The sequence below is a fragment of the Marinobacterium sedimentorum genome (genome assembly GCF_024267675.1).
GTDB classification, from domain to species: Bacteria; Pseudomonadota; Gammaproteobacteria; order Pseudomonadales; family Balneatricaceae; genus Marinobacterium_A; species Marinobacterium_A sedimentorum.
This window is the reverse complement of the sequence record NZ_JALDYX010000003.1, coordinates 1-22,884: the sequence shown is the minus strand read 5'-3', so window position 1 is coordinate 22,884 and position 22,884 is coordinate 1. Positions and strand designations below refer to the sequence as shown.

17 protein-coding genes and 1 tRNA gene are annotated in these 22,884 nt (G+C 53.5%); 9 read left to right on the top strand and 9 right to left on the bottom strand.

Annotated features, from left to right (window positions below; all coding sequences use genetic code 11):
* Window positions 1-267: 267 nt before the first annotated feature.
* The 7 genes from galE to MRS74_RS04365 form a co-directional block, all read right to left on the bottom strand.
* Complete coding sequence (galE, locus tag MRS74_RS04395) at window positions 268-1,299, bottom strand: UDP-glucose 4-epimerase GalE (protein ID WP_254579068.1); 1,032 nt, start codon at window positions 1,297-1,299, stop codon at window positions 268-270.
* 79 nt (window positions 1,300-1,378) lie between these two features.
* Entirely contained in the window at window positions 1,379-2,422 is a 1,044-nt protein-coding gene (locus tag MRS74_RS04390) for an SDR family NAD(P)-dependent oxidoreductase (protein WP_254579067.1), read from the bottom strand.
* A 269-nt stretch (window positions 2,423-2,691) separates the two neighbouring features.
* A complete protein-coding gene (locus MRS74_RS04385) occupies window positions 2,692-4,083 on the bottom strand; it encodes a TIGR03013 family XrtA/PEP-CTERM system glycosyltransferase (protein WP_254579066.1) in 1,392 nt (463 codons plus the stop codon).
* Window positions 4,084-4,435: 352 nt separating this feature from the next.
* The gene (locus tag MRS74_RS04380) at window positions 4,436-5,677 is read right to left on the bottom strand and encodes a pyridoxal-dependent decarboxylase, exosortase A system-associated (protein ID WP_254579065.1); all 1,242 of its coding nucleotides are present in this window, start codon (window positions 5,675-5,677) and stop codon (window positions 4,436-4,438) included.
* The gene (locus MRS74_RS04375; RefSeq protein ID WP_254579064.1) at window positions 5,664-7,292 is read right to left on the bottom strand and encodes an acyl-CoA ligase (AMP-forming), exosortase A system-associated; all 1,629 of its coding nucleotides are present in this window, start codon (window positions 7,290-7,292) and stop codon (window positions 5,664-5,666) included. The genes MRS74_RS04380 and MRS74_RS04375 overlap by 14 nt, the downstream gene beginning before the upstream one ends.
* A 15-nt stretch (window positions 7,293-7,307) precedes the next feature.
* Window positions 7,308-8,849 (bottom strand): exosortase A, encoded by a 1,542-nt coding sequence (gene xrtA, locus MRS74_RS04370; RefSeq protein ID WP_254579063.1) that lies wholly within the window; start codon window positions 8,847-8,849, stop codon window positions 7,308-7,310.
* Window positions 8,846-9,868 (bottom strand): FemAB family XrtA/PEP-CTERM system-associated protein, encoded by a 1,023-nt coding sequence (locus tag MRS74_RS04365; protein WP_254579062.1) that lies wholly within the window; start codon window positions 9,866-9,868, stop codon window positions 8,846-8,848. The genes xrtA and MRS74_RS04365 overlap by 4 nt, the downstream gene beginning before the upstream one ends.
* A gap of 198 nt (window positions 9,869-10,066) precedes the next feature.
* Here MRS74_RS04365 and MRS74_RS04360 point away from each other — a divergent pair, with 198 nt between their 5' ends.
* The 9 genes from MRS74_RS04360 to MRS74_RS24075 all read left to right on the top strand — a co-directional run bounded on the left by MRS74_RS04360 (window position 10,067) and on the right by MRS74_RS24075 (window position 20,882).
* Complete coding sequence (locus MRS74_RS04360) at window positions 10,067-11,815, top strand: asparagine synthase (protein WP_254579061.1); 1,749 nt, start codon at window positions 10,067-10,069, stop codon at window positions 11,813-11,815.
* An 18-nt stretch (window positions 11,816-11,833) separates the two neighbouring features.
* Complete coding sequence (locus MRS74_RS04355; protein ID WP_254579060.1) at window positions 11,834-12,082, top strand: acyl carrier protein; 249 nt, start codon at window positions 11,834-11,836, stop codon at window positions 12,080-12,082.
* Window positions 12,079-12,894, top strand: coding sequence for a serine aminopeptidase domain-containing protein (locus tag MRS74_RS04350; protein ID WP_254579059.1), 816 nt, complete (start codon window positions 12,079-12,081; stop codon window positions 12,892-12,894). Before MRS74_RS04355 ends, MRS74_RS04350 begins: the two co-directional genes overlap by 4 nt.
* Window positions 12,887-13,738, top strand: coding sequence for a hydrolase 1, exosortase A system-associated (locus tag MRS74_RS04345; RefSeq protein WP_254579058.1), 852 nt, complete (start codon window positions 12,887-12,889; stop codon window positions 13,736-13,738). Before MRS74_RS04350 ends, MRS74_RS04345 begins: the two co-directional genes overlap by 8 nt.
* Window positions 13,739-13,827: 89 nt before the next feature.
* Window positions 13,828-16,110: a GNAT family N-acetyltransferase gene (locus MRS74_RS04340; RefSeq protein ID WP_254579057.1), complete on the top strand. Its 2,283-nt coding sequence runs from the start codon at window positions 13,828-13,830 to the stop codon at window positions 16,108-16,110.
* 13 nt (window positions 16,111-16,123) lie between these two features.
* Window positions 16,124-17,446 carry a putative O-glycosylation ligase, exosortase A system-associated gene (locus MRS74_RS04335; RefSeq protein WP_254579056.1) on the top strand — a complete coding sequence of 441 codons (1,323 nt, stop codon included), beginning with the start codon at window positions 16,124-16,126 and terminating at the stop codon, window positions 17,444-17,446.
* A gap of 16 nt (window positions 17,447-17,462) precedes the next feature.
* Window positions 17,463-18,467, top strand: coding sequence for a glycosyltransferase family 2 protein (locus tag MRS74_RS04330; protein WP_254579055.1), 1,005 nt, complete (start codon window positions 17,463-17,465; stop codon window positions 18,465-18,467).
* Between the two features lie 51 nt (window positions 18,468-18,518).
* The gene (locus MRS74_RS04325; RefSeq protein WP_254579054.1) at window positions 18,519-19,991 is read left to right on the top strand and encodes an oligosaccharide flippase family protein; all 1,473 of its coding nucleotides are present in this window, start codon (window positions 18,519-18,521) and stop codon (window positions 19,989-19,991) included.
* Window positions 19,992-20,249: 258 nt separating this feature from the next.
* Window positions 20,250-20,882 (top strand): tetratricopeptide repeat protein, encoded by a 633-nt coding sequence (locus MRS74_RS24075; protein WP_254579053.1) that lies wholly within the window; start codon window positions 20,250-20,252, stop codon window positions 20,880-20,882.
* Between the two features lie 235 nt (window positions 20,883-21,117).
* Here the strand turns inward: MRS74_RS24075 and MRS74_RS04315 are convergent, their stop codons facing one another.
* Complete coding sequence (locus MRS74_RS04315) at window positions 21,118-22,095, bottom strand: polysaccharide deacetylase family protein (RefSeq protein WP_254579052.1); 978 nt, start codon at window positions 22,093-22,095, stop codon at window positions 21,118-21,120.
* Between the two features lie 511 nt (window positions 22,096-22,606).
* A tRNA-Pro gene (locus MRS74_RS04310) sits at window positions 22,607-22,683 on the bottom strand.
* Between the last annotated feature and the right edge of the window lie 201 nt (window positions 22,684-22,884).

The window sequence follows — 22,884 nt, the reverse complement described above, 5'->3', positions numbered from 1 at the left end:
AGTCGGGCAACGCTGTCGCGGCGGAACCGGCACGTTTACGGTGGGGTGGATATCGCAGAACCTGAATGGCTGCAGCAATTTTTGCGAGCCGGAGTGACCCGGCGCCAATCTGTTCTACAGGCGAATCCAATCAAGCGGCGTCGTGCAGCCGTAGCCTATGTGCCGGTGCAAGGGCCCGCTGATTTGGGTCGATCTGAGCCCTGTGAGGCTCACACAATTGCCCAGAGTTCGCTTTAGGTCCAATCAGGCCTGCGCGCTTTTACCTTTCTAGCCATACCCCAGCGGGTTCATCGACTGCCAGCGCCAGGTATTGGCCATCATTTCCTCGAGTCCGCGAACCGCCTTCCAGCCCAGCTCCCGTTCGGCGCGGGCGGGGTCGGCCCAGCATTCGGCGATATCGCCGGGGCGTCGCTCGACTATGGTGTAGGGGACTGGTCGGCCACTGGCCTGCTCAAAGGCATGCACGATCTCCAGCACCGAATACCCCCGGCCGGTTCCGAGGTTCCAGATGCCAATGCCCCGGTTATGCTGCATCCAGTTGAGTGCTGCCAGGTGGCCGAGGGCCAGGTCCACGACATGGATGAAGTCACGCACCCCGGTACCGTCGTGTGTCGGATAATCGCCGCCAAACACCGAGAGCTTATCCCGCTGGCCGATCGCGACCTGGCTGACATAGGGTACCAGGTTGTTCGGAATACCCTGCGGATCTTCACCAATCATCCCACTGGCGTGCGCGCCGGCGGGATTGAAATAGCGCAGTAATGCGATGGACCAGCGCGGGTCCGAGCGGACCAGATCTTGCAAAATCTGTTCGACCATCAGTTTGGAACGGCCATAGGGATTGGTCGGCACACCGGTGGGAAAGTCCTCGCGGACCGGTATCGCCGCTGGTTCGCCATACACGGTGGCCGAAGAGCTGAACACCAGGTTCAGCACGCCGGCCGCCTGCATCGCCTGGCACAGTGTTATGGTGCCGGCGACGTTGTTTGCGTAATAATCTAGTGGCTTAGCCGCGCTCTCGCTGACCGCCTTCAGGCCGCAAATATGCACCACGCTGTCAAATTGGTGCTTGGTGAAAAGCTGGTCGAGAAGCGACCTGTTGCGGATGTCACCTTCAATGGCGAGCAGTTGCGGTGCCTGCTTTCTGGCACCTGTTGCTATGCGTGCGACACGCTCCAGTGCGGTATGCGAGCTATTGCAGTGGTTATCCAGCACCACCACTTCATGGTCGGCGCTGAGCAGCTCAACCACGGTATGCGACCCGATATAGCCGGCACCGCCGGTCACAAGAACTTTCATAAATTGCCTCACAGTTGGTTCCTAGAAACTCGCTTCGCGTCATGACAGGCTGCGGGTCGGGATGCTGCATGCACATGCCTTATCTCAGGGATTGCACATACCAGGGCATAGCCTGGTCAATACCGTCGTCAATATGCTGAATGGGGGCGTAGCCCAGTTTGGTTTGTGCTTTGCTGATATCTGCCTGGGAATGGCGTACATCCCCTGTGCGAAAGTCCCTGTAAATCGGGGTCTTGGCGTAAGTCACGCCGCAGTCGATCAGGGCTGCTTTCAGGGCGTCGAACAGGGTATTCAGGCTGGTCCTGTCCCCCAGTGCGACGTTGTAAACTTCGTTTTTTGCTTCATCCGGTGCTGTAGCAGCGAGGAGGTTAATCTGCACGGTGTTGTCGATAAAACAGAAATCCCGGCTGGTCTCGCCATCGCCATAGATAAACACATCCTCGCCATTGATCATTGCCGCCGTCCATTTGGGGATCACAGCGGCATAGGCGCCGTTCGGGTCCTGCCGCTTGCCAAAAACGTTGAAGTAGCGCAGGCCGATGGTTTTGAAGCCGTAGGTCCTGGCAAAGACCTCGGCGTATAGCTCGTTCACATACTTTGTCACCGCGTAAGGCGACAGCGGCTTGCCAATGTTTTCTTCTACTTTTGGCAGGGCCGGGTGATCGCCGTAAGTGGCGCTTGATGCTGCGTAGGTAAAGCTTTTGACCTCGGCATCGCGTGCGGCTACCAGCATGTTCAGGAAGCCGGTGACATTGGTGGCGTTGCTCGTGATCGGGTCGGCAATGGACCGGGGGACTGAGCCCAGGGCGGCCTGGTGGAGGACGTGGTCCACAGGCCCGGTTCGGGCGCTGGGGTGGTGCATGGCGCGGCGGCAGTCTTCGAGGTTGCAGATGTCACCCTGAATGAAGTGGAAGCCGGACCATTGCTCAGTCGACACCAGGGACCTGACTTCGTCGAGATTGTGCTGGTAACCGGTGGCGAAGTTGTCCAGGCCGATGACGTGCTGCCCAAGCTTGAGCAGGGTTTCCAACAGGTTTGAGCCGATGAAGCCGGCGACGCCGGTTATCAGCCAGACTTTTGGGGTGGCTGCGAGTGTATTCTGAATCTGTTCGTAGCGAGTCATAGCGGTCTCATTAAGCGCCGAACGTCAAGTTGAAAAGTATAGATGCAGGATCAATGATCCGGGGGGGACTTATTTTGGCTAGACAGCCGGTAAGCGGAACGGCGCAAGCTGGCCGTGATTAAGGCTGCGCGTGGTCAGCCAGCCCGATACGATGGCGTTGGTGCCCGAGTGGGTGCAGTCTTCAGAGACACTACCTTGGTGCCACAAGCACAGCCATGCCCCGACTAGCAGACCGAGGCGGGAAACGGCTGTGCAAAAAGTGGCGTTAATCAACGGGCGCCCTTGCCGAACAGGATCACCTCAACGGTTTGTATCAGAATCAGGGTGTCCAGCAGGAAACTGAAGTTTTTGATGTAATAGAGGTCGTATTGGAGTTTTTCCAGGGCATCCTCTTCGCTGCTGCCGTAGCTGTAACAGATTTGTGCCCATCCGGTCAGTCCCGGCTTGAGCTGGTGGCGAACATCGTAATACGGCAGGTTGTGGGAGAGTTGCTCAACGAACTCCGGGCGCTCGGGGCGCGGACCTATAAAGCTCATCTCACCCTGAAGAATATTAAAAAGCTGGGGGAGTTCATCGATACGATACTTGCGAATGAACGCACCCACAGCGGTCACCCGCTGATCGCCCTTTTGGGCCCAGATCGCCCCATTAGTTTCGGCACCTATCTTCATACTGCGGAACTTATAGATTTTGAAAGGCTTTCCTCTGAGCCCCACCCGGGTTTGCTGGTAAAGGATGGATGCCCCGGGGCCGCTTTCGAGCCTGATCAGCACTGCAGTCACCAGCATGATCGGCCAGACCATTACCAACAAAAGCAGGCTGATCAGAATATCGAAAAGCCGTTTGCCCATACGCACAAGCTGGCGGCTGATCCGATAGCCATTGCCGCAGGCCATCCAGCTCGGGGGGATCAGTGTCAACGGGATTTTTCCACTCTCACGCTCGATAAAGCTGGCGATATCGATCACGTTGGCTCCAACCAGCCGGCATTCGTGTAGTTCATCCATCGGCAGGTAATTCTGGTGCTGATCGGCGGCCAGGATCACCTCTTCGATCTTGTGGCGTTCCACAAAATCTGCAAGTTGATTGAGATCAACTGTTAACAGGTCCTGTTGCCGGATGCCTGCGGCATCACCTTCGATTCTGACATAGCCCAATAGCTGAAAGCCTTTACGGTCTGAGGTGCGGCGCAATTTGTCCTGGATAATACAGGCCCGCGCGCCCGCGCCCAGCACCAAGACACGGTGCTTGAACAGGCCGGTGGTGTGGAGCTTGTTGAATCCATACCGTAATGCGCAAACCACCAGGAACGACAGGCCCAGCGCCATGAAAACTGTCTTGGGCGCGATACTGGTCATGGGAATGGAATAGACGATGACCCCTTCGGTAACGGAGGCCAGGGCGAAGCTAAGCAGTATTCGTGCTAGCTGTTCGCGGGAGGTGCCTCGTTGCAGCGGGCGATACAGCCCCATGGCCGCCATGCTGAGAAAGCCTATGATCACAAAAACGATACAGCCCAGGCATCTCAGGTGATCGAAAAAACTGTGCTGCGAGTCGTTCATGCTCAGGAACAGGCATGACAACATCGCTAAGGCTTCGCTGATTGCCAGCAGCGCATAGGTGTGCTTAACGGATAAATTACCGGCCAAATTTGAAAACATGCTAGCAGCTTCCTGTCTTAAGTCTGTGCTTAGCTGGAGTGCTGCTGGCTAGTTCCTATCGCTGTCAGCTCGTTCGATCTTGCTGTTTCGAGCACTTAGCGATAAAAGTCGATTGATCGTGAATCACGATATCGCAAATTCTAGAAGTCGAGTACGGACGTTTCAAGCAGCTATTCAGCCCGGTGTATGCAAAGTATCCCGACACGAATAGCGTCGAGATTGCGGGAATTTCGCTGTATCTAGGCATCCTGCCGTAACGTCCGCGCCTGAGCGCCTGCAGTCCCGGCCAATCGACGATTCTCAGACCCATGAGAATCGCTACCATTAGTGTAGACGTCGAAAGCACACCTTATCACCCGATTAGCACTTCTATTGCGGGTGGGTGGCCCAAAAACTGTTGCGGACTTGCGGTCAGGCCATAGGCGCCGGACTGACGAACGACCACCCAATCGCCTGGCTGCGCTTTCGGCAATAGCACTTTTTCGGCAAGGATATCCAGCGGGGTGCACAGTGGTCCGACGATCGTGACCCGTTCTTTTTCCTCGCCTTCAACACGGTTGCCGATCAGTACCGGATAATTTTTGCGCAGCACTTGGCCAAAGTTGCCGGAGTTGGCAAGGTGATGGTGCAAACCGCCATTGGTGATCAGGTAGACCGTGCCTCGGGATGTCTTACGCTCCAGCACCCTGCAGACATAGATGCCTGCTTCTCCCACCAGGTAACGCCCTAGTTCCAGAACCAGCGTGGTCTTGGGGGAGGCCTGTCGGGTTTGCTTCTGTAGCAGGTACAGTTGGTCGGCAACACTCCTAAGGTCCAGGGGCGATTCCCCCGGAAAATATGGGATACCGAATCCCCCTCCGATATTGATAAAACGCAACCTGAGCGCGAACCGCTCAATCAGCTCACAGGCAAGGCTTATCGCTGCCTGCTGTGCTTCGCAAATGGCTGCCGGATTCAAGTTCTGGGAGCCGGTATAGAGATGCAGTCCTTCCGGCTCCAGGTCCAGTCCTCGCATCTTTTCGATCAGTTCGGGGAATTGTTCGGTATCAATCCCGAATGGCTTGGCTCCGCCGGTCATGCGCATGCCCGAGGATTTCAATTCAAATTCCGGATTGAGCCTGACGGCGATTCGGGGTACGACACCCAGTTCGACACCGGCACGTGCCGCCTGATCGATTTGAGCGAAAGACTCGGCATTGATGACAATGCCGGCGGCGACCGCGGCTCTGATTTCGCGCCGGGTCTTGCCGGGTCCGGCAAAGCTGATCTCGCTGGTTGCTTTACCGCCATTGATCGCCACCAGCATCTCCTGATGCGATGCTACGTCGAAACCATCGACCAGGGGGGCGATGAAATTCACTAAGGCCGGCATAGGGTTGGCCTTGAGGGCATAATGTAGCTGGATGCCAGCGGGCAGCAGCCGGCGAAGTTCGGCGATTCGTTGAGCAATCAGCTGGCGATCGTACGCGTAGAATGGGGTTTGGGGCATTTGAGCGGCAAGCCGGGACAAGGGCTGGCCGCCAATATAGAGTTCATTGTGGCGTATATCCGGCCACTGGGTCTTGTGATCTAACGGGGGGTTAACCGTCGGCATGGGTCGGCTCCGAAAGGTCATCGAATAAATCCGCGTACCGCTCTGCGAGCAATCGCCGGTCGATTTTTCCGTTGGGGTTGCGTGGCAGTTCAGTTTCAAGGATGCATTTATGTGGCACCATGAAATTGGGCAGTTGTTCACGGCACCGCTGCAGCAGGGCGTCGAGACATGATTCTGTGGAATCCGTTGTCGCGGGAACTGTTACAATCAGCAGGATTGCCTGGCCCAGAGTTGCATGGGGCAAACCGACAGCTGCGGCTTCTCGGATCAGACCACTCTGGTAGGCCATCTCCTCGATCTCGTCAGGGCTGACCCGGTAGCCGGAGGTCTTGATCATTTGGTCCCTGCGGCCGACAAAATAAAGATACCCCTCTTCATCCCGGGTGACAGTATCGCCCGACCAGACCGCCAGTTCCTTAAACACCAGTCCATCGGCTTGAGCGGGAACGGGCCTGAAACGCTCGCGGGTTTTCTCCGGGTCGTTCCAGTATCCCTGGCTTACCAAAGGGCCGCGGTGAACCAGTTCGCCGGGTTCATGGGGTTGGCAGGGGGCTCCGTCCTCCCGCAGCACCAGCACCTCGGCGTTGGGAATCGCTTTGCCGATGGACCCGGGTTTGAGATCAATCTGGTCCGGTGGCAGATAGGTGGAACGGAAGGCTTCGGTCAGACCGTACATCAGGAAAGGCTGGGCGTTGGGAAAGAGCCTGCGCAGTTTGGTCAGCAGGGGTTGCGGCATATGTCCGCCTGTATTGGCAAAATAGCGTACTGAACTCGCCTCACCTGGGCTCCATTCCAGGGAGGCTATCTGGTTCCACAGCGGAGGTACTGCTGTGATCCCGGTTATCTGGTGCCGGGTGACCTGACGCCGCACATCGTTGGGCAGAAGATAGTCCATCAGATAGCAGCAGGCGCCGGATTCGAATGCAGTCGTGACTTGACTGAGGCCGGCGTCGAAGCTTAAAGGCAGGACCGCCAGGATACGATCTTGCGGTGTGTTGTCGAGATAGCCGGCAACGCTCTGGGCGCCGACCATCAGGTTGCGGTGAGAAAGTACCACTCCCTTGGGCTTTCCCGTGCTGCCGGAGGTATAGAGGATGGCGGCCATATCGGCGTCGGTTCCGGAGCCCGGTGGCGCGGTGCAGGCCGGCGCGCCTTGGAGCTGGTGCCAGGTGGCAAGGGAGTAGGGTGCATGTTCTGAAGGCGGATAGTCGTCAACCAGAATCACCTGCTTCAGATCACGCAAGCACGCGAGGCTCGGGGCCAGTTGCTGCAGCCTTGCATGGCTGGTGATCAGGATGCGGGCAGTGCAGTCGCTGAGTATATGCTGGACCTGCGGCGGTTTCAGGACCGGGTTGATGGGTACGAAGACCCCGCCCGCCAGCGTGGCGGCGAACAGGCTTATTACGGTTTCGTGCTGTTTGGGCAGGTAGATGGCTACCCGTTCATGGCGCTGCAGACCCAGTTCTCTCAGCCCGCCGGCAAGCTGTTGCACCCGGGTAAAGAGTTCCCCGTAACAGATCTGCTCCTGCTTGTGGGACAAGGCAGCCAGTTCGGCGGTGCGCGCGGCCCTGATTTCGATCAGATGGTGCAGGAGATAGTGCATGCGCATATTCATTTTCTGTCCTGAAATTCAGGGGCTGGTTGTCGCCAGTTCGGGCCAGTTGTCCTTGATGAAGCGGGTCAGGGTCGCATCGGCGGTGCGGCTGTCCTCATAATCTAGCGCCAGCGCGTATCCGCTGGCCACTTCGTGCGCCCCGCTAAGTTTGTTCAGGGCTTGCAGCAGCTTGACCTCCATGGGGCTGGTGACCGGCCGCTTGTAGGCGTAAAACCAGTACCAGATGCGTCGCATGCTGCCATCCAGTGTCCTCAGCTCGAGCACATTGACCTTGAGTGCACCAGAGCCGACCGAAATCGTTCGTGTGGCGTGCCCCGCCGGCGTCCAGGCCTTCGCGGTGTACCATCGGTTCAGGGCGCTAATCAGCTCCTTGCCCTGATGTTCGGATTGATAGTCGGCGATATAAAGCCCTACAGCGGCGGCGCGGTCCACGCGATAAGTTGCCTGGAATATACGGTCGGCACCGACAAATTTCGGGCGCCAGTCCAGCGCTTCGGCGGGTTGCTGGATCCATGGGGATAAGGAAAATTGCTGGATGGGCAACGCAGAATACTGTGGTGTGAGCTTCATCAGCTGGCCCCAGGTACAGGTTAGCAGCAAAATCACTAGCGCGGCTGCCGGAGTCGCATAGACCAGGGCGCGCGGCCGGTCCCCCATCAAGCGGCTCACGGCGCTGGCCTTCTGGGCTGGATTGAATGCAGGCTCCGGATCTCGCCACCAGCTGCCGACCCAGAACATCAACATTACCACCAGACCGAAAAACAGCCAGCCGTAGATCAAATGGTCGACCCCGGTGGCATATTTCATATCGGACAGGTGAGCGATCAGTACGATCAGATAGGCGCGTATGCCGTTGGCCAGTACCGGCATCAATGCGGATGCGGCGATAAAAACCAGGCGGCTGCGCAGGCTACGATAGCTGAGGTGGGCGTAAAGGGTCCCGACAGCAACAGAGGCGATCAGGTAGCGCAGACCGCTACAGGCCTCGGCTACCTCGAAGCGACCGGTTGGGATTTCTATAAGGAAGCCGTTGAAATAGACAGGCACACCGCTGAGCTTTAACGCCTGAACCGTGATATCGGCGGTGATCTGCTGCAGGTATGGCGTCAATTGATCCCCAAAGGGGACGGCGAAAATCAGGTAGGCCAAGGGAAATGTCAGCGCCCGGGCGACCGTTCTGCCCAGGGCGACGACCACCAGGGCAATCAGGATCAGGGTGGTGGCCATCTGCTCGACCGCCAGCACATCGGCGGCCCGCCCCAGCAACCAGACAAGACACAGTCCCAGCAATGGAATCAGCGCCGTCCAATCCGGTCCCATCTCGAGCCTGGTCAATTGCGAACGCTTGCGGATAATCAGCCAGAGGCTGATCAGGGGAATCAGCATCCCATGGGCATAGGTTTCCGAGCGCCACCAGATCGCCGCCATGGACATCAGACTGGGCCAGAAGACTGCTGCGTAAACCAGCAGCAGCAGCGTCAGCGACAACAGCGCTTTGCGTTGCTGGATCTGGATACGCGGCGCACCGCGGTTTATGGCGGGCTCGAAAGTGGTCATCCCAGGTTCTTCGACAGGTAGGGGCCTAATTGCTGGGACAATCCCAGTGGCAGGCGCTGCCAGAGCTTAATAAAGTAGCGGTATTTGGGATTATTGGGGCTGTTATCCGGTAGCTTGGTTGATTTGACCAGGTGGTATTCATAACAGAGCGGTTCGGGTTCGAAGCCCCAGTGTCGCTTGTAATGATAGGGGCCGCTGTCAATTTTGCTGCGACCGAAATCGAAGGTCGCAAGCCCCCTGGCCGTGGTTCGCTGCATCAGATTCCAGTACATGAAATCCATGCTTTTCAGGTTGCGCGAATCCGGTAAGCCCCCGCCATAATAGGGCAGCACTTCATCGCGGAAATAAAAGCTCATCAGGCTGCTGACGGGCCTGCCCTGGTGATGGATGGTGAGTATTTCGCAGTCGTGCTTGAAAACCGCCTGCAGGGCCTGGAAAAAACGCCGTGAAAACACCGGTGTTCCGAGGTTTCTGACACTGGTGGAATAAATATGAAAAAACGGGTCAAGGCCAGTATCGATGGTTGCGGTATGTTCATTGCTGATCGCCTGTCGGATAACCGCACGCTGTTTGCGTTTCATGGCCTGCAGGTTGCCTTCATCGTTCGTCAGGGGGAGACGAAAGGTGGCGTGCTTGTGCTTGGCGAGCCAGTCGGGGGTTTTGGCCTGACGGTGTCTGAGTTCCAGATAGTCGACCCCCAGCGTTTCCGCCAATGTCTTGGCGTGATCGAGAAGCTTGGTGGTTGCCGCGTCGCTGGTCGACGCCACGCCACCGTAGACGCAAAATGGCGTGGACACCAAGGCATGGCCAAACAGCAGGCTCTTCACCTCAACCAGCGGCAAAACGCCACAGATCTGGCCGTCCTGCTCGGCATAGAAGTAGTAAGGGGTGTGGCCTGTCGTCGATTCGATCACGGATTTCCAGCCGGCCCGATGGAAAAAGGTGGCTTCTTCACAGGTCTCTACAAACTGGTCCCAGCGGTCTTGTGTCTTCAGGTCCAGTGTCTTGATCAAAACCATGTGTAAAATCCTTTCAAAGTCAGCGAACCTTGGAAACCGATAACGTCAAGACGTAGCCGTGGCATTGATACACAGGTGGGAAAAAGATAGTGCAGGGCTTGGCTGTTCGCGAATTTATTGTTGCTGCAGGTCAGACGCAAAGATGCGTACTACACTGCGCTATGTCCATTGTGCAGCGCAGGAGGAAGGGCACTGCTGATGCCGGATAGCGCAGAATTAGCAACAGAGCCCGCCAAGGCCGCGGTTCAGGTCCTCACCAGTGACTCGAATGACCTCAACGCCAGCAACCAGTGGCAACGGGCGTCGGTGCATGGATGTGAGGTCTACTGTTACGGCGAAGTGCTGCAAAAAGAATGCAGAGGCGAGGCGTCCCCCGGATTGATCGGGCAACTCTATCGCGATCTGGGCGATCAGTTTGTTCACGCCTTGACCGGCCACTACGCCCTGATAATCGACGACCAGCGCTCTGGTAGATGCCATATTTTTGCCGACCGTTTTGCGACCCATCGGCTTTACTACCGTCCAGTATCCTGCGGCCTGATAGTAGCGGACAGCCTTCAGGCGCTCCGCGACGCCGTTACCGAGCCCCTGACCCTCTCCCGGCAGGCGGTGGTCAACTATCTTTATCACCATATGATCCCAAGCCCGAGAACCGTCTATGAAGGCGTTTATTGTCTCGAGCCTGCCCAGCACGTTTCTTGGCGTCAGGGAGCCTTGTCTAGCGAGATCTGGTGGCAGCCTGCGTTTGATCAGCAGGGGTCGCCGAGTGAACAGGAGTTGGCCGACGAGCTGTTTGTACTGATGCAGGACGTTGTGGCCGATTATTGCACCAAGGATAGAACAGGCTGTTTTCTCAGCGGCGGTCTGGACAGTTCCAGTCTTGCAGGGCTGGTGGCTCAATCGAAGCCAAACCCCGATGTATTTTCCATCGGCTTTCCGATTGCACGATACGATGAGATCGACTATGCCCGTACGGCGGTTCAGCACTTTGGTCTCAACGGCCACGAATATTGTATGACACCGGAGGATGTGATCGCGGCGCTGCCGCAGGTGGTTGGCAGTATGGATCAGCCCTTCGGCAACAGCTCGGTCATTCCCACCTATTTCTGCGCGCAACTGGCCAGATCGCAAGGGGTCAATCGGTTGATCGCCGGTGACGGCGGCGACGAACTCTTTGCCGGCAATCAACGCTATGCCACGCAGTTGCAGCTGGATCGCTGGCGGCAAAGGCTCGGGCCCCTGATTGGAATGCTGGATCTTACCCTGCTGCGCTCCCCGCTACCGGACTCCCCCGCGCTGCTGGGTAAAGCCAAGAGTTTTGTTCGACAGCTGAAGATGACGGTCCCGCAGAGCGTCCAATACTACAATTTTCTGAATCTGCTTGATCGCAAAGCGACATTTTCGACCAGTGTCGTTCAGGGCGTGGACCTGTTTGAACCTGACCGCCAGTGTCAGCAGCTTTACGATGCGCTACCCGAGGCCAGCCCGCTGGATCGCCTGCTTTACCTCGATTGGAAGCATACCCTGGCGGACAATGACCTGGTCAAGGTCAACAGCATGTGCCGGCTGGCCGGGGTGGAGGTGGTCTATCCGATGCTGGACGACCGTCTGGTCGATTTTTCATTGCGGGTTCCGGCAGGCATCAAGCTAACCCGTGGCAACCTGCGCCATCTATACAAACGGGCGATGGACGGCTTTCTTCCGGACAAGATTATCCACAAGACCAAACATGGATTTGGATTGCCGTTCGGACTCTGGATCAAAGACCAGCCACAACTGCAAAAACTGGCCTATGAGGCGATCGATTCCCTGCAACGGTTCGATCTTTTCGAGAAGACATTTATCGATGATGCGATCTACCGCCATCAACACGGGCACGCCTCGTATTATGGAGAGTTGGTGTGGGTGCTGATGGTGTTGGCGTTGTGGCTCGATCGGAATTATTGATCGCAGGGAAACCAAAGTATGGATTATGAAACGACTGTAAAAAATCTGCTGATAGCCGCCACGGCCAGGGACGATATCGCCTCGATGGATCGCGATGCTCCGCTGATCGGACATGTTGCCGAGCTGGACTCAATGGCCATAGTCACCTTTCTCACTACCCTGGAGGATGAGTTCGGAATCGTTATCGACGACACTGAAGTCAGTGCCGAATGCTTTGAGACCCTGGGCGCACTGGTAACTTTTGTGACGGAGCATGTGGGCAGGTGAAGTATCAGGGCCACTTCATTGAAGGAGGTCAGGGGCGCCTCTATTTGGCCGCCTTCGGGGACTGCTCAGCCGAGCACGCGGTGCTGTTTCTGCCTCCCTTTGCAGAAGAGATGAATCTCTCCCGTGCCGTGGTGGCCAGGCAGGCCCGAATGTTGACCGAGACTGGCTATTTTGTCGTTCTGCTGGATTACTTCGGTACCGGTGACAGTGAAGGTGAGTTCGATGAGGCCAGGGTACCGGGGTGGCTCAACGATATCGATGCAACTCTGGCGTGGATACGGCAAAAACGGCGTTCCTCTGTGACCCTTTGGGGGTTGCGACTGGGTGCCTTGCTGGCAGCCCAGTACCTTGACGATCGCGGTGCCCAAGTGGTGGACCGTTTGCTGCTCTGGAAGCCCGTCATTAGTGGTCAGCAGTTGATGAGCCAGTTTTTTCGTCTAAAGCAGATGAGCGAGATGATGCTGGGGCGAGGAGAAGAACAGATTAACTGGTACAGGCGTTGTCTGGAAGGTGAGCTCGTGGAAGTGGCCGGATACCCAATGAGTTCAGTTTTGGTCTCTCAGATCAGCGCTCTCTCTATACAGCCTTCGTTCTGGATGGAAACGCTCAGTGTTATCTGGATCGAGGCCGCGAGCGAGAAGGTGCCACTGATTGTCTCCAGGCTTCATGAGCAATGGCCCGGTGACCGGCTGACCATAGAGGTGTGCGCCGGTGTTCCGTTTTGGCAAGTTCCGGATACCTACGATGCGGATAGTCTGAGCGTATTGACGCTGAAATGTCTGACGGAAGCCGACGGGGTGTGCCATGCCTGAACACGCATGCTGTTTCACGAGTCAGGGCCAGCAGCTGACGGCTATCCTGCACTCGGTGGATTGCGCTAGCGTCGGGGTCGTCATAGTGGTGGGCGGCCCGCAGTATCGGGTCGGCAGTCACCGCCAATTTGTTCATTTAGCGAGGGCGCTGGCAGGCCAGGGAATCCCGGTGTTGCGCTTTGATGTCACCGGGATGGGGGACAGCAGTGGGAAGAAGAAGCTGTTCGATGATCTGGATGCCGACATTGCCGCTGCGGTTAACTGTTTCCAGCAACATTGTCCCGAGCTGGAGAAAATCGTGCTCTTGGGATTGTGCGATGGTGCTTCAGCGGCACTGATATACGCGCACCGTGATCCACGTCTGGCCGGTCTAGTATTGCTGAATCCCTGGCTGGAGAATCGCCAGGCTAAGGCCAAGGCTCAAGTATCACACTATTACAGGCGCCGGTTTTTGGATCCGGGATTTTGGCGCAAGTTGATAAAGGGCAAGGGTAACCCTGTGGACAGTGTCTGGGAGTTCGGATGCACGCTTTGGCAGGCACTGCTCGGTGACAAAGGCGCGGGCCAAGCGAATGATGCTTCTGGAAATAGCTATCAGCAGCGTATGTTCGAGGGCTTGAGAAAGTACCCGGGTAGGGTGCTCTTGGTATTAAGTGGCAATGATCTGACGGCTAAAGAATTTTCCCAGCAACTCGCCCAAGACATGGCCTGGGCAAAACTGGTCGAGGAGCGATCGGTGTCGCGGCTGTGCATGGAGACTGCGGATCATACATTTTCGACCCGGCAGGCCAAGGATTGGGTGGCGCGGCAGACTCAGACATTTGTAACCAGTTTAAGGGAGTAGATTACGGGCAGGCTCAAACGGGCAATGGGAAGACGGCGTCGCTAACGGTTGCAGTCTTTGAACAACATACGTGCACGGCAGGAGTTGGGATGATACTTCCTCAGAACGCACCCTGTGCCTTAGTGGTGGGGCTTTGCAGTCACGGACTGGCTATTGCCCGGTCACTGCAACGCCTGGGAATTGAAGTGCACGCCTTTGAAGCCAATTCCTCGATACCGGGAGCACTGACGAACTCCGCCCACATTCATTACGTGAAAAGCATCAAGGACAACTCCCTGGTAGATGATCTGCGTGCCTTTCGAGAACGGATACCATTATCGCGTGACATAGTGTTATTTCCCTCAAATGATAACAATGTACGTGTAATTGCCAGAAACATCGATCGGCTCAGGGGGGCTTATATACTCAGTTGGGAAAGTTGCGTTGATCAGGTCCAAAAACTTCTGCTTAAGAGCAATATTGAGGACCGGTGCAAGGAGACAGGTCTTAACTACCCAGCTTCCGTGGTGTTGGAAAACAGGGGTGACCTGAAACACCAGGTGTCATCTTTGAAACCGCCTTTTATTATCAAGCCGGCCAACCCCCAGTCTGGATTCAAGGCGATCAAGTGCACGTCGGTCACGGAGCTCGAAGCCGTGGTCGACCATTACCCAGGCGACTATCCTTTTGTCGTCCAGGAGTGGGTAAGCGGTACCGACAAGGATCTCTATTTCTGTGCGCTCTACCTGGACAATGGGCTCCCGTTGATCAGTTTTGAGGGTAACAAATTGGCATCTTTTCCTCCGGCGCTAGGGCAGACCACGGTTGCTGTTTCTGTCGAGATGCCCGAATTGCGCGACCTGACAAAGCTTTTTTTCGACGGGCTGGGCTTGTGCGGACCTGTGTCGCTGGAATTCAAACGGGATGCAGCTGGACGCTACTGGGTCATAGAGCCGACAGTTGGACGCACCGACTTTTGGGTGGGGCTTTGCATCCGAGCGGGTTGTGATCTGCCTGCAATCGAGTACCTCAGCTCGACCGGACAGACTGTTCCTGTCAGTACAGGCGATTACACGCCGACGATCTGGTTTGATAGTGAGAGGGATGCATTTGGACCTGTCAAATACCTTCCTCGCTTTGTGTCTGGCCGCGGCAAAGTAAAGCGCCCTGTGTTCAGCTTTTTCAGCCGGCGAGATCTCAAGCCTTTCCTGCGATGCTCACGCAAGGCGTTCTATCGGATGGCGCACTCCCTGGCCAGGCGTATGGTGGAAAAACCGAACGAAACCCCCTCTGAAATGGAGGTATCAAGTTATCCGCGAATTGATCTCCTGCCCGAAGCGTTCCTGTGCCTGCTTGAAGAGAAGGAGCAGGATTCGATATTTTTGGGCCGCGACTGGTTTGACAATTTCAGCGCAACCGTTGCGACCGGTGCTGGAGATGTATTCTTCCTGTGCCTTGCAGGCAATGATGGTCGCGCGCTAGCAGTACTGCCGATGTGGCGTAACGAAGGGCGTTTTCATGGTGTCAAGGTTCGAAAACTGACCGGGTTGTCGAACTACTACTCTCCCATATTTGACGTCATATTTGATCCCAGTCTTATTACCAGGGAGTATGCTTACGGTTTTTTTCTGAAGTATTTATGGAAAGAAATACAGGGGTGGGATCTCGTTGATTTTTACCCTGTCAGTAGCGAAACCAGAGACGATATACTGAAAGTCAGCGGGATACGAAGTTTGAGGTTTGACTATTTCCTTACTAAAAATTTCTTTCATGACAGTTGCGAGAACTACGAAGACTATATTTCAAGTCGTCCTTCGCGTGTAGTTAATACAGTTAAAAGAAAATTTAAGAAACTGGATGCTGTAGGTGGCTGGTCTGTCTGTATCTATACAGAATTAGATGCAATTGAATCAAAATTAAAAGATTATCACAGGGTGTACGAAAAAAGTTGGAAGAACGATGAGCCCTATCCGGAGTTTATTAATGGTTTTGCAAGGATGTGTGCCAGAAAAGGCCGCCTTAGATTAGGTGTTCTAGATATTGATGGTAAGGCGATTGCTGTACAGTTATGGGTGGTCGCAAATAGAACAGCTTGTATTTACAAGCTGGCATATGATAAGGCTTATAAAAATCTATCTCCTGGTACGGTACTTACTGCGAAAATGATAGAGCAAGTAATAAAGGTAGATAATATTGAAAAAATTGATTTTCTTACCGGTTTGGATTTCTTTAAAAAGGAATGGATGGACCGGAGTCGGTGCCTATATGGAGTTCAAATCGTTAACTATCGCAGCCTTTCAGGTATGCTGGTTTTGTTAATTAACGAACTTTCCAAGATAAAAAAACATTTTACTAGAATAAGAAATGTATCAGAAAATTTAAACCGCGTATAAGGGAGGGTTATATGTGCGTGATATTATTCTTTTTATAGTAATTGTTGGCTCTATACCCTTTATATTTAAACGGCCGTTTTTCGGTGTACTTATGTGGTGTTGGGTAAGCTACATGCTGCCACAAAGTCATACCTGGGGATTCATGTTGGACTTCCCTGTGGCAATGCTGATTGGGGTTACTACTATTTTTTCGTTTTTTATCAGTAGCGAGCCAAAGAAGATTCCTCTCGAGAAACCCATTATTTGGTTATTCATGTTTTATATAATGGTGTTTTTTTCTTGGCTTTTACACGATAAAACGCCATTTGTGAATGAACTGGCGATGAAAGTATTTAAAGTTCAGTTTTTTACGCTGGTGATACTTTCTATGCTCACCTCCAGGAGGCGAATTGAGTTGGCTTTGCTTGTTGTCGCATTGAGTATAGGTTTTTATGGCGTAAAGGGTGGTGTTTTTACAATATTTACTGGAGGAGCGTTTCGAGTTTATGGGCCGAGTGGGAGCTTTTTCCAAGAAAACAACGCTATGGCCGTTACCAATTTGATGGTGGCTCCTGTATTTGTATATTTTAGTGCTATTCAGTCGGATAAACGTCTTAAGTATTTGTTCATACTTGGTGCTGTCTTGATGGTTGTGGCTGCTTTTGGGTCTCAATCACGAGGCGCCTTCCTTGCAGTTATTGCATGCGCTTTGTTTTTATTAGTGAAAACCAACAAGAAACTTGTTTCTTTTGTCATTTTGCTTGCTTTGCTGCCCGCTGTTTATAGTTTTATGCCTGATAGTTGGCATGAGAGAATGGGTACGATAATTGTAGATGAAGAGGCTGGAGAGGTCAGAGAAAGTTCCTCTGCAAGCAGGCTGAATGCATGGAGGGCAGGATTAAATATGTCATTTTCACATCCGTTTTCCCAAGGTTTCAACGCGGAGACACCAAGCAATTTTATAATTTATGCGCCTAATCCAAATGACTTTGTCGCATTTCATAGCAACTATATACAGGTTTTGGGGAAACATGGCTGGCTGGCGCTTATTTGTTATCTGATGGTGTTCTTCGCAACATGGAGGATTGCTAATAAGGTAATAATGATGTCGAAAAATGTAGAGTCGCTCAAGTGGGCGGGGTTGTTATGTCGTTATCTTCAGGTTTCTTTGGTCGCCTACCTTGTAGGTGGGGCTTTTTTATCATTGGCATACTTTGACTTGCCTTATCATTTCGTTATTACAATTGTTTCTGTTTATATTATTGCGAAAAAGGAACTTGGTGAAATTCATGCTGTTGATGAGAGAAAAAGTTATCTTTTGGACAGGGCAGCACAGCACAGTGAAACTAGGACGTAAATAGCTGGTGATACGTATGGGTGAACCGAATTTTTGTCAACTGATTAGCGTTATAATACCTTACTATCAGTCGGAAAGGGGGCTGTTGAGAAAGTGTGTTGAATCTATATTTTCTCAGCAGGGAGGTTTCAGTATTCAGGTCATCGTTGTCGACGACGCTTCTCCGGTTCCAGCCAGTGAAGAGTTAGCCAATCTGCAGTCGAAAGATCGAAGGCTAACGATTATAGCTCAGGATAATGCAGGCCCAGGGGCGGCCAGAAACAACGGCCTGGATCATATGTCGCATAGTACCCGGTATGTGGCTTTCCTGGATTCCGACGATTGCTGGCGGGAGGATTTCCTGCTCCATGCCATGGAGACCATGCAACGCGGGTATGACCTCTTTTTTGCCAACAGCCGGCGAGTCGGCTTCGCTGATACGCGCTTCGAATGGAAGTCCGCGGCGGGGCTCGATCTGATTGCGTCCAAACATAGGTTCCTGGGCAGCGAGCGCCCATTATATGCCTTTTCCGGCGATTTTTTTGGCTACGCCATCAAGCGGAGCAACATCATCAGCACATCAGCGCTGGTGTACCGGCTCGAAATTGCCCCGGATTTGAGATTCAGCACGCGACTGTTCAATGGTCAGGACCGGTTGTTCAAGCTTGAATTGAGCCAGAAGACAGATAAGGTGGCTTTCGCTGCCCTGGTCCTTGTTGATGAGGGGCGCGGCGTCAATATTTTTGACAGTGCAGCCTGGGGGACTCCTGAATCCTTGGTGCTGCTGACCAACTACCTCAAACTTTCCAAGTGCATATTGGCAAAGTTGCGACTTGAGCATAACCACCGCGCTTTTGTCGCCAAGCAGTTGACGGATACCCGGTATTCACTGGTTGCAAGTATCGTTCACTTACTAAAAACGGGACAGAAATTCGACTGGAGACTGGTGCTTCGGGCGTCCTGGAGCGACCCCGCCTTTATCTTGATGTTCGTTCCCAATCTTTTGCAGGTAATGATGAACAAGGTGAGATCACGTGCGTAGAGGTTCCTTGGCTTGCCTGGCCAGGCAAGTGGGAAGGGAGGTATAGCGACTATGGCTGTCAGAAAAAATCTCAGCCGGATGGGGGTGGCCCATTTCATATCCTTCGCTCTCAGCTTCGCAAGTGTGATCGTTGTATCACGTGTGCTGACGCCAGCGGAGATCGGCATCTACTCTGTTTCTGTGGCGGTACTGGGTGTGGCACATACCTTCCGTGATTTTGGTGTTGCCGAGTATCTGGTGCAGGCTGAAGCGGTGGGACGGCAGGAGTTCCGGGCGGCATTTTCGGTTACGCTCTATTCTTCCTGGCTGCTGGCGCTTGTGCTGTTTATCGCCCGTGAGCCACTAGCGATTCTTTATGATCATCCTGGCGTGGCCGAGGTTCTGGGGATTCTCTGCGTCAACTTTCTTATCCTCCCGTTTGGCACGCCGCTACTGGCACTAATGCACCGGGAACTCCAGTTTCATTATCTGGCGACTAACATGTGGCTTACAAACCTGGTGCAGACCCTGGTAACCATCGGTTGTGCCTATGCCGGGCAAAGTTACCTGAGCATGGCCTGGGGAGCGCTGGTTGCGCACATCTTCAAGGTAGTCTGGCTGAATTATGTCAGACCCGGGGAAATCTTTATGTGGCCGACCGTCCGGGGCTTGGGAGAGGCAGTGAAATTCGGTTCGTTGACTGGTCTGGCGTCAATTATCCGGGAGATAGGCAACGGGGCGCCCGATCTGATCCTGGGTCGTACTCTCGGATTCGTTGAAGTGGCCTTCTTTAGCCGGGCCAACGGACTGAAAAAGATGCTGATTGCAAGGGTCGTTGCGCTGGTGCGCACGGTCTATTTCCCGACCTTTGCCAGTGAGATCAGGCAGGGAGCGGATGGCGCCGAGCTGTACAGCCTGTCGATGAGCTATCTGGTCGCTATCATGGCACCGGTCCTTGCGGTTATGGCTGTTTTAGCCGAGCCGCTTATCCTGTTCCTGTTTGGCAGCCAGTGGGAACGTTCGGCACCCCTGGCGTCGCTTATCTGTATCTATGCGATGCTGGTAACGCCCTATACTTTTTACAGCCTGTCTTTGATCGCAGTCGGTGAGGTGAAACGTAATATCGCAGTTGAATCTGCGATTCAGGGGGTACAGATTCTGGTGCTGCTCAGCTCCATCTGGCTGAGCCTCGAAGACGTGGTGATGCTGTTCGGCGTAGTGGCGCTGACCCAGATTTTTTGTGTGCAGCGAGCCTTGTTTAGTACCTTCGGGCTGAGCTTTTCAGGCCACTTAAGGGCTGTCTTTCCGTCTCTGATACTGGTTCCCTTTTCCTGCTTCGGTCCGACGCTGACGCTTTTTTACGCTGTGGACAAGGGACTTTCCAGCTATCACTTCCTCGTTCTGGCGGTTAGTGGTGTGCTGGCCGGTGCTGGATGGCTGGCCGGGGTATTCTTCCTCCAGCACCCCATGAGGAAAGAGGTGGTCAATTTGACCGGCCTATTTTATCGTACCTGTTGTTCGCTTTTTCGCCGGAAAGCCAAATGATACTACCTGTATTTTTGTCTTATAGTTTGTCACTGTGAAACCTGAATTCACGAGGAACGTTATGAAAAAAGTGATCATGCATTCACCGACGGCCTCCGATGAGAATGGCTAGGGTGTGCAGCGGCGTGCGGCTAACCATCTCAAGGCTTAATTCAAAGAGCTTGAGGTATAGCTGATGGTGATCAAGTTGCACGGATGATCACTCTTGGTTTTTTGGGAAATAAGGAGTCGGTTATGTTGCTAAATAGGAAAAATTTTGTGGCAAGTTTTATATTTTCTAATAAGGTTGGCTTTTTTTTGGGGATGCTGGCATTTTCTGCATATTCTTATGGATCCTGTGGGGATGTTTATGCTGAAAAGTATGGACCATACGATTATGCTGACGAGAAGCAGCGCAGTAAAATGCTTGTGACAGTTGAAAGGCGTCACTTTACTGAAAATGTAAAGAATTTAAAGAAAGGAGGGGAGACTGGATCTATAATGGGAGATATAAGTTATACTTTAAAAAAGTTCCCTAATCATTACCCTGCCTTGATGGCTATCGTAAAATATAGTGATTATGAAGATGTCAAAACAGATCCATTTATTCAGGAAGAAATAAATTGTTTTTTTGTTAGGGCAAAACAGTTTAAACCTTCAGACTACAGGGTTTACCATATATATGGAAATTATCTGTTTAGGAGGGGTGATTACAAAGGTTCGATAGAAAATTATACGAAGTCGCTTTCTATACGAGACTCTGCCGAGGTCCATTACAATCTTGGGTTGGCTTACTTGAAATTAGAAGATGTTAAGAAAGCAGAACTGCACGCTAGAAAGGCATACAGTAAAAAATATCCGCTTCTCGGGCTCAAAAACATGCTCTTGGAAAGGCAAGTTTCTATCGAATGAGTTCTGTTGTTTTAGAGTTGTTGATAATTGATTTTTTAGGGCTGGCGTTTTGGTCGCGTTAGGGTCTCGAGGGTGAATTTATTTTTGGTACTAAGGTTTTAATGTCTCCACTTCTAACGCCAACCTTGTTATAGATTTCCAATTATTTTGGCTTGCTTCTGATAGGGATGAGTCTGACAGAGTGCCGGCCCCCGAAGTCGGATTGTATCCAGGTTGTCCTCTCTGGTTGACGGTCTCAGTGAGCTTTCGAACGATCGCCGCCGGGAGTAGCGTTGGCCCACAGGTTCAGAAGCATACGGGCATGGAATTTCAACGCACTGGTGTCCCAGGGTGTGAAGCGCCTGAGGGCAAAACGGTTGGAGTCCCGGGCGGTGTAGCCGGCGTCGGTAGAGACAGCATATCGGAACCCCAGCTCCCGGATCACGGCGAGATTTTCCGTGTCTATATCCTTGCCGAAGCGGCCATTGGGATAGGCAAACCCCAGCACCGGCTTGCCCGTCCATGCCTCCAGCAAAGCCTTGTTGCGACCGACTTCCTCGCGCTGCTGGTCCGGCGTCATCCCCTTGAGAATAGGGTGGTTGTGGGTATGGCAGCCAATTTCGATCCCCGCCCGGGAAAGCGTGGTCACTTCTTCGGGACGCAACATCTTGCGCGTTTCGGATATGGAGCCGTTGATCGCATAGAGTTCGTCTACCTTTTGCAGTCTGTCTTCAACGGCAAGGTACTTGAACTGGCTGATGATCTGGTTGGCCAGTTTTCGTCGCGTTGAGATGCTGTCGAGGGTGCAGTGCCCAAGCCCCGCCGTTTCCAGGTCGATGACGTCGACTTTAAGGTGGGCGAGCAGATCGATGATACGGTCGTTCCACATGTTGTCACCATCGCAGAAGGCCGTGGCGACGAACACGGTTGCCGGGATCTGGTAGTGATTCAGAATTGGCAGAGCCACGTCAAGGTTGTTCAGGTAACCATCGTCCAGGGTTACGCAGACTGCTCGTGCAGGCAGGGTACCGTCCTCGATCCGGTCAAGGGCTTCGATGAGAGGCAGTGGTTGAAAATGGCGGCTGAGCAGTGCCATATGCCAGTCGAATTTGGCCCTGTCCGGTTCCCATGGACGCAGCGGATCCGGTTTTTCGAGAACCTGGTGGTAGTTCAGGATGCTGAGCTTGTTGCGGCTGAAGGGAAGCGAAAGCAGTGTCATAAGTTGGTGGAGCATCAAGCTGTTCCTCATCATGTTACGCACACTGGCCTAACTGTCTGGCAACCTCTTGGATTATAGGCGACCCAGAGGGGCGTAACTGTTCTCAGTTGGCGGTATCTGTGAAAGTGTGACTGGTGCCAATAGACGGCACTGCAAGGAAGCGAGCAAGCGATGTTGAAGCTGGGACGAGAGTCAGTCTCTCGGTCTCTGCGATCAGGCGAAGGTACCAAAGCGCCCAGAGTGATATGGAATGAGTGATATATCGTAGGACAGGATAGATCTTAGGCTAAGCTGAAGACCCGAAATGTACCGGGCTTAGAATCGTTCTGGCTTGTGAGCCGATTAGACTGTAATCAATGGCTTGGGGTATCGAATTTGTGCGCAAGAGGTGTTGCTGGGGTATTTCAGATAGGGTGGAATGTTTGTGATTTGGAAGCGGTTTTGATCGATGGATATGGGGTGAGCAGGGCTGCTGTAGGCAAAAAGGCTTGATCTTGCGATATACGATCGGCCTTGGGTAAATAAATGGTCGGAGTGATAGGATTCGAACCTACGACCCTCTGGTCCCAAACCAGATGCGCTACCAAGCTGCGCTACACTCCGACAGTACTGCACTTGCTTTGCCAACTCGATATTTCATGCCGCGCTTGATACGCACCTGCAAGATCAGAGCAGAGCTCAAAGGCATGCCGGAAGCTGCGTATTTACCAGGGCGTGAAATATTACTGATATCATGCAGGAAGGGTTAGTGGTCGGAGTGATAGGATTCGAACCTACGACCCTCTGGTCCCAAACCAGATGCGC